This is a genomic window from Streptomyces fuscigenes (genome assembly GCF_021556455.1).
Lineage (GTDB): Bacteria > Actinomycetota > Actinomycetes > Streptomycetales > Streptomycetaceae > Streptomyces > Streptomyces fuscigenes.
On the sequence record NZ_JAKGCV010000226.1, the window covers coordinates 1 to 8,903 of the forward strand.

The 8,903-nt window shown below is 74.0% G+C and carries 8 protein-coding genes and 1 pseudogene; all 9 read right to left on the bottom strand.

Annotation, left to right across the window (positions count from 1 at the left end; translation table 11 throughout):
• Positions 1-33: 33 nt before the first annotated feature.
• On the bottom strand, positions 34-1,251 hold the full coding sequence (locus tag L1885_RS17995; RefSeq protein ID WP_235798155.1) for a phosphopentomutase: 1,218 nt from the start codon (positions 1,249-1,251) through the stop codon (positions 34-36).
• Between the two features lie 22 nt (positions 1,252-1,273).
• Positions 1,274-2,437 (bottom strand): alanine racemase, encoded by a 1,164-nt coding sequence (locus tag L1885_RS18000; RefSeq protein WP_235798156.1) that lies wholly within the window; start codon positions 2,435-2,437, stop codon positions 1,274-1,276.
• Positions 2,438-2,439: 2 nt separating this feature from the next.
• Positions 2,440-3,576, bottom strand: coding sequence for an aminotransferase class V-fold PLP-dependent enzyme (locus L1885_RS18005; RefSeq protein WP_235798157.1), 1,137 nt, complete (start codon positions 3,574-3,576; stop codon positions 2,440-2,442).
• 1 nt (position 3,577) lies between these two features.
• Positions 3,578-4,522 (bottom strand): phosphotriesterase family protein, encoded by a 945-nt coding sequence (locus L1885_RS18010; RefSeq protein WP_235798158.1) that lies wholly within the window; start codon positions 4,520-4,522, stop codon positions 3,578-3,580.
• Between the two features lie 53 nt (positions 4,523-4,575).
• The gene (locus L1885_RS18015; protein WP_235798159.1) at positions 4,576-6,048 is read right to left on the bottom strand and encodes a YhfT family protein; all 1,473 of its coding nucleotides are present in this window, start codon (positions 6,046-6,048) and stop codon (positions 4,576-4,578) included.
• 36 nt (positions 6,049-6,084) lie between these two features.
• Positions 6,085-6,441, bottom strand: coding sequence for a DUF2620 domain-containing protein (locus L1885_RS18020; RefSeq protein WP_235798160.1), 357 nt, complete (start codon positions 6,439-6,441; stop codon positions 6,085-6,087).
• Positions 6,442-6,545: 104 nt separating this feature from the next.
• The gene (locus L1885_RS18025) at positions 6,546-6,920 is read right to left on the bottom strand and encodes a PRD domain-containing protein (protein WP_235798161.1); all 375 of its coding nucleotides are present in this window, start codon (positions 6,918-6,920) and stop codon (positions 6,546-6,548) included.
• A 185-nt stretch (positions 6,921-7,105) separates the two neighbouring features.
• Positions 7,106-8,044 carry a GntR family transcriptional regulator YhfZ gene (gene yhfZ / locus L1885_RS18030; protein WP_235798162.1) on the bottom strand — a complete coding sequence of 313 codons (939 nt, stop codon included), beginning with the start codon at positions 8,042-8,044 and terminating at the stop codon, positions 7,106-7,108.
• A gap of 477 nt (positions 8,045-8,521) precedes the next feature.
• A pseudogene (locus L1885_RS18035) lies at positions 8,522-8,903 on the bottom strand (SAM-dependent methyltransferase); the annotation flags it as partial.

Genomic DNA, 8,903 nt, shown 5'->3' on the forward strand with positions numbered 1-8,903 from the left:
CGCGCGGCGCGTGGCGGGGCGCCCGGGGCGGGCTCAGCGGCGGGCCGAGCCATTGGCCAGCGCCGTGGCGTCCAGGCCCAGCGAGGCTGCGGCGATCGCGCCGACGTCCGCCAGGGTCGGCGCGTCCGGCCGGATCTCCGTGCCGCTGCCGCCGGGGCGGTGGATGAGGACGGGCACGTACTCCCGGGTGTGGTACGCGTGCCCGATGGCCGGGTCGTTGCCGTGGTCGCCGGTGACGATCAGCCGGTCGTCCGGCCCGTCGAGCAGGCCGAGCAGCTCGAACAGGCCCGCGTCCGCCTCCTCCAGCACCCGCCCGTACCGCGCGGTGTCCTGCTGGTGCCCGGCGAGATCCGTCTCCTGCACGTTGGCGACGACGAGCGCGTCACGGCCAGCGCCGCGCACGGCGTCCAGGGTGTGTGCCACGACCTCGCCCGTGGCCACGGCGGGCCGCCGGACGACGCCCTCGCCGGCGAGGATGTCCGCGGCCTTGCCGACCAGCGTGACCGGGATGCCGGAGCGCGCCGCGAGGTCCGGCAACTGCCGGGTGTGGTCGAGGTCCGCGCCCAGGTGCGTCACCTGCAGACCGCCGTTGCGGTAGAAACCGGTGGCGGGCGTGTCGAGCCCGAACGTCCCGCCGTCGCCGTCCCGTACGAACCGCTCGAGCGGCCCGTCGGCGTGCCCGCCGACCGCGATCACGCGGGCCACCGGCGCGACCGTCCGCACCGTCCGCGCGATCGCGAGGATGCCCTCGAAGGGCAGGTCCTCCAGCCGCCCCGACGCGTTCCAGTTGATCCCCGGGTCGGCCTCCAGGTTGTCGTGGACGAGCACCGCGTCGTCCACGAGCAGCAGCGGCCTGCCGCCGAGCGGGGAGACCGTGTGCCCCGCCGCCTTGAGCACGGCCGTCACCTCGGACAGGTGCTCGGCGAGCCGGGCGACCGTGACGCGGCTGAAGTCGGCCCCCATCATGGTCTGGTGGCCCGCGAAGGTGTCCGCCCCCGGATAGCCGAGCGCCGCCCGCCCCACGGACACCGGAAGCGGCGTCGCCGGCGCGAGGTCCGGGTGCGGGTGCACGACGCCCAGGCCGAGCGCCCCGAGGCCGGGCAGCCGCAACGGGCGCCCCGTCAGCTCGCGGCAGCCGTCCAGCACGTGCGCACAGGTGTCGGCGGCCACGTCGCCGGGGCGCAGCGCGCCGGCGTCGGGCATGGCGCCGATGCCGAACCCGTCGAGGACGACGATGACGGTCCTGCTCATGGACGTTGCTCCTTTCCGGCCGCTACAGGGCCCGGCCGTGCGCGTCGTACAGGCCGGTGAGCCGGGGCGCGCCGGCGGACAGGCCGGACACGACGGCGACCGTCGAGCGCGTGACGAAGATCTGGGTGCGGAAGGCGAGGAGGGCGGTGTCCCCGACGCGCGCGTCGTCGGCGCGCTCCGGGGCGTCCAGCAGCCGGTAGTAGTCGATGTTCTCGGCGGGGGAGGGGTGGACCGCGAGCCGGGCGCCACTGCGGGGCAGCAGCGCCCGGCTGATCGCGGCGCGGGCATAGAAGCCGCCGCCCCGCACGGCCGGGCGGCCGTCCGCGAGTGTGTGCGCGACCTCGGTGACGTACACGTACGCCGGCTGCTCCGGCTGGTGGGGGTCGACCGCGTGCAGCGGCGTCGTGCCGGTCAGGGAGTGGCCGGGCTCGCCGTGGGTGGCGCCCAGCTCGGCGAGGAGCGGCAGCGTCGCCACGGAGGTGGCGCTCGGCGCGCTCAGCCGTACGTCCCGGTGGCCGCGCGCGGCGAGCAGGGCCTTCGCCTTGACCGCCAGTTCGAACGTGGGGGTCGGCTCGGGGCGGCCCGTGACCGGGTCGCACAGCACGCACGGGAAGGCGGTGACCCCCGCGAGGCGGATGCCGGGCAGCCGCTCGGCCTCCGCCGCGAACGCGTCCAGCCGATCCAGGGGCACACCGCCCTCCTGGCCCGGGTAGACCGCGCCGGGCGCCCCTTCGAGGCGGACGAGGACGTCCTGCACGAGGCCGAGGCCCGAGGCGGCGTCCGACACGGCGCGCGCGTTGGCGAGGTCGAAGACCGTGACGGCCTCCGGGCGCCAGGCGAGCATCTCCGGCAGGTCGCGCGGCGGGATCTGCACCAGGTGGCCGAGGTTGCCGGCGCGGGCGCCCGTCGCGTGCAGCAGTCGCGCCTCCGCCGGGTCGATCGCCGCGAACGCCGGGATGTGCCGTGCGACGGCCCGGATCAGCTCCGGATTGCGCCCGAGCTGCTTGACGACGAACCACAGCGAGAGCCCGAGCCGGTCGGCCTCCGCCGCCAGCAGTGCGGCGTTCGCCTCGACGGCATCGGCGTCCAGTACGTACGTGTCGGACGGGATCGCGCCCGAGCCGTGCAGCTCGGTGGCCGCCTCGACGAGGGAGGGGTTGCGGGTGAGAACGGTGTCGAGGAACACGGTCAGCCCTCCAGGTCGTGCAGGGACCGGCGCAGGATGTCGAGCACGAGGTCCGCGCCCGCCCGCATCGGGTTGATCCGCACGGCGCGGTCGGCGAGCTCGGGCGCGTCGTCGAGGGACGAGCTGGACATGCGGTAGACGAGCGGTGCGATCTCGTAGCGCGAGTTGGAGCCCACCGGGTAGGGCGCGGCGCCGTGCCGCGCGGCCGCGGCGGGCAGGTCCTTGGCGACGGGCCGGTCGAGCAGCACGATCAGGCAGCGGTCCTGGACGTTGGCGAGGCGCACGTCGGCCACGCCGGGCACCTCCCCGGCCGCGAGCCGCTGGGCGATCTCCGCGCCGACCTGCGACTGCAGCGCCCACATGACGGGCACGTGGGTCAGCGCGCGCAGCGCGTCGAGCGCCTGATGGCCCTGGACCTGCCCGCCGCCGGAGTAGTTGTCCGCCCGCACCCGTGCCACCAGGTCGCGCGAGCCCACCACGGCGCCCACGCCCTCCGGGCCGTGCAGCTTGAACAGCGAGAAGCACGAGGCGTCCGCGCCCAGCTCGACACCGCTCGAAGGGACGCGGAGCACGGCGTAGTTGTCGTCCACGACGGTGCGCACCCCGGCGGCCGCGCAGGCCGCGAGGACCGCCGCGGGATCGTAGGAGTCGGTGAGGCGCTGGCGGCTGTGCTGCACGTACGCCCAGCGGAACCGGCCCGAGGCGAGGGCCGCACCCAGCGCCGCCGCGTCGTTGAAGTCGGCTTCGACCGCCTCCACGCCCAGGCCGCGCAGCGTGACCGCCGTCGTGCGGTAGACCGGCGCGCGGTGGATGAGCAGGGGCCCGCCCGCCACACCGGCCGCCTGGAGCGCGGCCCGGATGGCCCCCGTGCCCGCGCCCTGGACGAGCGCGGCGTCCTGCGCGCCGAGGAAACCCGCGAGCACGGCCTCCACGCGGGCCGTCGTGCGGGGCCTGCCGAGGCCCGGCACGACCCCGGAGTCCGCCGCGAACAGCTCGGCTCCCTCGAAGTGCTGCGCCGTGTGCTCCAGCAGCCGGAACTGCGTACGGACGGCGTCCTCGAGGGGGACGGTCGGCAGGGGATGCGTACGGGGGAGCCGCGCGCCGCCCGGAGCGGGTGTGGGGGGTGTGCCGTGCGGCATGTCAGATCTCCTCGACGTCTGCGCCGGTCAGGAAGCGCAGGGGGTTGCGGCGCGTGATGAGGTCCACGAGGTCGTCGTCGACGCCCGCCGCGCGCGCCTTCGGCAGGAAGGACCGGAACAGGTGCCCGTAGCCCTGGCCGCCCTCGGACAGCAGGTAGCCGTGGCGCGAGATGTCGCAGCTCAGCAGCACCCGGTCGGCATGGCCCGCGTCGAGCAGGCCGAGCAGCAGCCGCAGCCGCGTCTCGTCGCTCTGGTAGGTCGCCTTGCCCACGGTGTCGAAGGCGACGTAGGCGCCCTCGGCGGCCAGCCGGCGGTGGACCGCCGGATCGTCCAGCAGGTCCTGGTGGCCGATCGAGACGCGGTGCGGCGCGAGGCCGGCCGCGGTCAGGATCTCCAGCTGGGCGAGGCCGCCCCGGCCCAGCTGGGCGTGCGTGGCCAGGGACAGCCCCGTCGCGGCGGCGGCGCGCGCCGAGGCCGTCAGCACCCTCGTCTCCGGCCCGCTCGGCACGTCCCCGTGGCTGCCGATCTCGCCGATCACGCCGGGCCGGACGCCCGTCGTGCCGATGCCGTTGCCGATCTCGTCGAGCAGGACCTCGGTGAGGCGGCCGGTGTCGGTGCCGGCCACCTCGGCCGGGTGGAACGGCTCGTAGTACCAGCCGGTGGCAGCGACGACGGCGACACCGGTGTCCGCCGACAGGCGGGCCAGCGCGTGCGGGTCGCGCCCCATGCCGCGGCACGTCAGCTCGACGATCGCGGAGAGGCCGAACTCGTCCCGCAGGGCCGTGAGTTCCTTGGTGACCGCGGGTGCGTGCGCGTCCGGGTCGAGGACCGCCGCGCGGTCGCCGGTGCGGTCGAGGTCGAGGACCAGGTGCTCGTGGGCGAGCACCGGGCCCCGGACCTCCGCCGCGTCCAGCGCTCCGGAGACGGTGCGCAGGTGGTGGTGCATGGTGCGGGTGCCTTTCCGGGCCCGGACGGGCCCTTCCCCCCTTCGGAAGTGCCTCAGCCCTTCACGGGGGTGAACAGGTCGAGCCAGTACAGGACGTTCAGCAGGATCCCGCCGACGATCACCGCCGCCGGAGCCGCGGCCATGCGCACCACGGGACGCCCCATCGCCTCGTTGATGAGGTAGAGGCCGCCGACGACCAGGATGCCGAGGCCGCCGCCCATCACGTTCGCCGCGAGGAGCGAACCGAACAGGATCGCCAGCTGCAGCGTGTCCGTGATGGCGCTGCGCAGGTGCTCCGAGGAGTCCCGGACGCTCGGGAGCTTGCCGAGGACCTTGCCGATCGACGACAGGCCGAGGATCTCCAGCGCGAGGACCAGGGCGCCCGCGACGGCCGCCAGGATCGGGTTCGGCATCAGGTAGCCGATGGGGTACACGAGCGTCAGGCCCGCGATGCCGTACGTGCCCGAGGCCAGGGCGGTCGTCGCGATCAGCGGTATGAAGCCGAAGACGCGGTAGAAGTCGACTTGGGCCGCCTCGCTGACGTGGCCCTTCGCGATCAGGAAGCTCGTGGCCTCGCCGCCGCCGAATATGTGCATCTGGGCGATGAGGCAGACGCCGGCGCCCAGCAGCATGAACAGCGGCAGGTGCCTGCGCAGCCTGGTCGCGCTCGCGCTGAACAGCGAGGCCATCGGGTCCTCGAGCTCGGCCTCCTCCGCGGTGGCCGTGGCGAGCGCACCCCCGCCGCCGTCGGTCTTCGTCAGGACGCCCCCGCCGGAACCGCCGCCCGCGGCGCCGCCGGAGCTGTCCGGCCCCGGCTCCTCGGCGGCGGCCGCCCGGGCCGCCGCTTCCGCCTCCGCCTCGGCCTCGCGGTCGGCCTTGCGCTGCACGAGGTCCTTGCGCACGGCGAATCCGATGAGCATCAGCACGCCCGCCGCCATCGCCAGCGAACCCGCGAACACGCTCGGCCAGAGCTTCATCGTCATGACCACGAACGCCAGCTCCACGACGGCCGTGATGCCGCCTCGCGCCCGGCCGAACTGCTTGGCCACCGCGATCACCGGGAAGAGCGTGAACAGGAAGAGGATCGGCGTGGACATCTGCTGCATGGCGGTCAGGAAGTCCACCGGCAGCTTGTGCGCCACGTCGTTGGCGCCGTTGAGGCCGAAGACGACCAGTGCGCCCCACGCACCGCCGAGCACCACGGCCATCCACTTGCGGATGGCGAGGATGCCCAGGATGTCCGTCGGCAGGAACAGCAGCCACGGATTGAGCACTCCGGACGACAGTGCCATCGGCGCGCCCAGGCCGAAGATGAAGCCGGCGGACAGGCCGAACGCGACCGCCGCGGTCGCCGCGCGCGTGGCACGTCCCTGGATGAACTCCAGCATGAAGGGACGGGTGCCGTCGTTGAAGACGGCCAGCGCCATGTGCGAGATGAGCGCGGTGAGCGCGGCCAGCACGATGACGGTGATTTTCTGCGTCAGCGAGAAGTCGAGCTGAGCGCTCGCTGCGAGCACTGTGTTCACGGGGTCACTCCTTCGTGCCCTGGTGTTTCTCGGAGGTCAGCCCCGCGCCGCGATGGCGCGTGCCATGAGTGGGGCGACGACGTCGATCTGGTCGATCGCGAAGCCGAAGACGGTCTTGCCCTCGGCGAGCAGCGCGGAGATCTCCTCCTGCGTCGGCACGGAGCGGCCGAACGTGTGGCACTTGGCCGCGCCCACCAGGCCCAGCAGCACGCCGAGGGAGGCGCCCGCCCCGGTGTGGCAGGTGCCGAGGTAGTAGTCGGCCTGCCGGCCGCGCAGCTTCATCGCCGCGTCCATGTCGTTGGAGACCGTGACGGTGAGGCCTTCGATGCCGAGGTCCGAGACGGCCTTCGCGACCTCGGATTTGCCGACGCCGCCGGTGAGGATCTTCGTCATGACTGGTTCCTTCTCTTCTCGCGGGTGCTGCGGAGCAGCAGTACTGCGGGGCCGGCGGCCGGGGAGTCGCCGGGGCGGGGTGGGTACGGATGGGGCGGAGGAGATCAGGCGGGGGAGTGCTGCGCGAGGACGGCCAGGTGCAGCGCCAGGAAGTTGATCTCCGAGTCGGGCAGTCCGGCGCCGAGCGACCGCTCCGCCCGGGCGGAGATCTCGCGCGCCTTCGCCACCGCGTCCGGATGGTCGGCGAGTTCGCCGGCGACCTGGTCGTCGGTGCTGAAGGCGGCTATGGGCTCGCCGTCCAGCAGGCGCGTGAGGGCCATCATCAGGTGACTCGTGAGCATGCCCGCCGTGTCCTCCGTGACGGTGCTGCCCGCCTCGGCGAGCGCCGTCAGCTCGTCACCGACGAATGCCGCGACCTCCGGACGCACCTGGCCGCTCTCGCGGAACAGCTTGATGCGAAGGGCGAGTTGGTCGTCCATTCGTTCCTCCTTCTTGTCGTTCCCAGAGGCTCACCGAGGTGGGTCGGGGTCGCGTGCGTGGGGCGCCGGGGGATCCGTCGCACCGGTCACTGAGAGTCGAGCACCGTTCAGTAACCCGTATTTTGTATTTTGAGGTGACGGTGCGCCACGTTCCGGGGCGATCCCGGGCCGGGGCTCACCGCCCGTCAGTACCAGGGCGAGCGTTCGCCCTTGAGTACTTCCGTCTGGCAGTGGGCGATCTCCGGTATGTCCAGGGCGTCGCGCACGGCGGCCAGCGCCTTCGCTCCGTCCGTCCTGCCGATGATCGCCGCACTGGAGTTGCGCAGCGCGAGGTCGCGCGTGACCTCGTCGCCGAGGGGGAGCACGTCGACGTCCGGGCCGAGCCAGCCCTGCGCCTCGTCGAGGCTCCACACCGTGGCGTCGGCGAGGTCGTGCTGGAAGACCTCCCCCAGCTGCATGTACGACGCCTCCACCCAGGTGATGTCCCGGCGCTCGGCGAAGACCTTCTCGGCCAGCATGCGCTGGTCCTCGGAGGCGTAGTCGACCGCGACCCGGAGCCCGGCGGTGTCCACGTCCAGCCCGTGCCTCATGAGCAGGCCGTGCGCGCCGACGTAGGTGGCGGGTCCCAGATCCGCCACCAGCTCCACGGGGTGCTCCTCGATCAGCCGGTCGGCCGCGAAGCGCGAGAGCACCACGAGGTCCACCTTGCCGTCGAGCAGGGCCGTCGTCCGCGCGCCCGCGCCCCGCATGAACGTGATCGCGAAGGGCGCGCCGGCGACCTCGAAGGCGCGGCGCAGCCCCGTCGCCAGACCCTCGTACCGGCGGGAGTACGGCAGTGGCATGGCCGCGAGCAGGGTGCCGAGCCCCGAGAGCCGCCAGAGTATGGAGCGGTCCGAGCGGACCAGGAACGTGCCCAGGTGGCCCCGGGCCATGGTCTCGATCGCGTCGGCCTGTTCGAGCAGCTGCAACGCGGCCTGCACGGTGCCGTTCCCCACGCCGAGCTCCTCGGCGAAGTCGCGCACGCGGGGCAGGCGGGTGTCCGGCTCGTGGTTCAGCAGAAGAACCGCGAGCTGTCGCGCCGCGAGGCCGTTGCGCGTCAGGAAACGCTCGTCAAGTCCGGTCACACCGAGACAGTAACCAGAATCCCGGATACTGACAAGACTCTCTTTCGAGGGAACGTTCGACGGTCGGACCGGCGACGGAGGGCCCCGAACGGGCCCTGGGCCCACGCACGCAGGCCGGGCCGGAGCGCCGGCCGGCCCGTTTTGGTGCGGCTGCCCGGCCGGCCCCGCGACGGAGGTGACGCACCAGACAGCACCCACGGGTCCGGGGGCGGCGCCCCGCCCCCGCCCCCGGCCGCGGCCGCGGGCCCGCCGCGCCCGCATCCCTGCTGTGCCCGTACCCCCTGCTGTCCGTGGCCCGCGCGGGCCATGGCACCAGCAGGCCGCACCCTTAGCCGGCCGCATCTTCGACCGGCCGCACCTTCGACCGGCCGCACCCTCACCCGATCGCATCTCCGGCAGGCCGCAGCTCCGACGGCCCGCGCCCCCGGCCGGCCGTACCTCCCCGCGGCGCCCCCGTGGGCACGCGGGCGAGACCCGTCAGGGCACGCGTGCGATCAGGTAGCGGAAGACGTTCGGCATCCACACCGTGCCGTCCTTGCGCACGTGCGGGTGCAGGGCCTCCGCCATCTCCTTCTCCACCTGCCGCCGGTCCGTCGCCCGGACCGCGCCGTCGAACACGCCGGTCGACATCAGCCCGCGCACCGCACTCGCCAGGTCCGCGTAGCCGAAGGGGCAGGCCACCCGGCCCGAACCGTCCGGCCGCAGCCCCGCACGGGCCGCCACGTCCTCCAGGTCGTCCCGGTGGGCCGGCCGCCACGTCCCCTTGCGCAGCCGGTCCGTCAGACGCCCCGCCACGCCCAGCACCCCGGCCGCCGCGCACCGCTCGGGCGGGCCCCAGCCGGCCAGCACGACCGGCGCG

Excerpts from the sequence above, each read along its gene's own strand:
- L1885_RS18010 (WP_235798158.1), bottom strand. The coding sequence starts at position 4,522 with ATGCACCACCACCTGCGCACCGTCTCCGGAGCGCTGGACGCGGCGGAG.
- L1885_RS18005 (WP_235798157.1), bottom strand. The coding sequence starts at position 3,576 with ATGCCGCACGGCACACCCCCCACACCCGCTCCGGGCGGCGCGCGGCTC.
- L1885_RS18025 (WP_235798161.1), bottom strand. The coding sequence starts at position 6,920 with ATGGACGACCAACTCGCCCTTCGCATCAAGCTGTTCCGCGAGAGCGGC.
- L1885_RS18020 (WP_235798160.1), bottom strand. The coding sequence starts at position 6,441 with ATGACGAAGATCCTCACCGGCGGCGTCGGCAAATCCGAGGTCGCGAAG.
- L1885_RS17995 (WP_235798155.1), bottom strand. The coding sequence starts at position 1,251 with ATGAGCAGGACCGTCATCGTCGTCCTCGACGGGTTCGGCATCGGCGCC.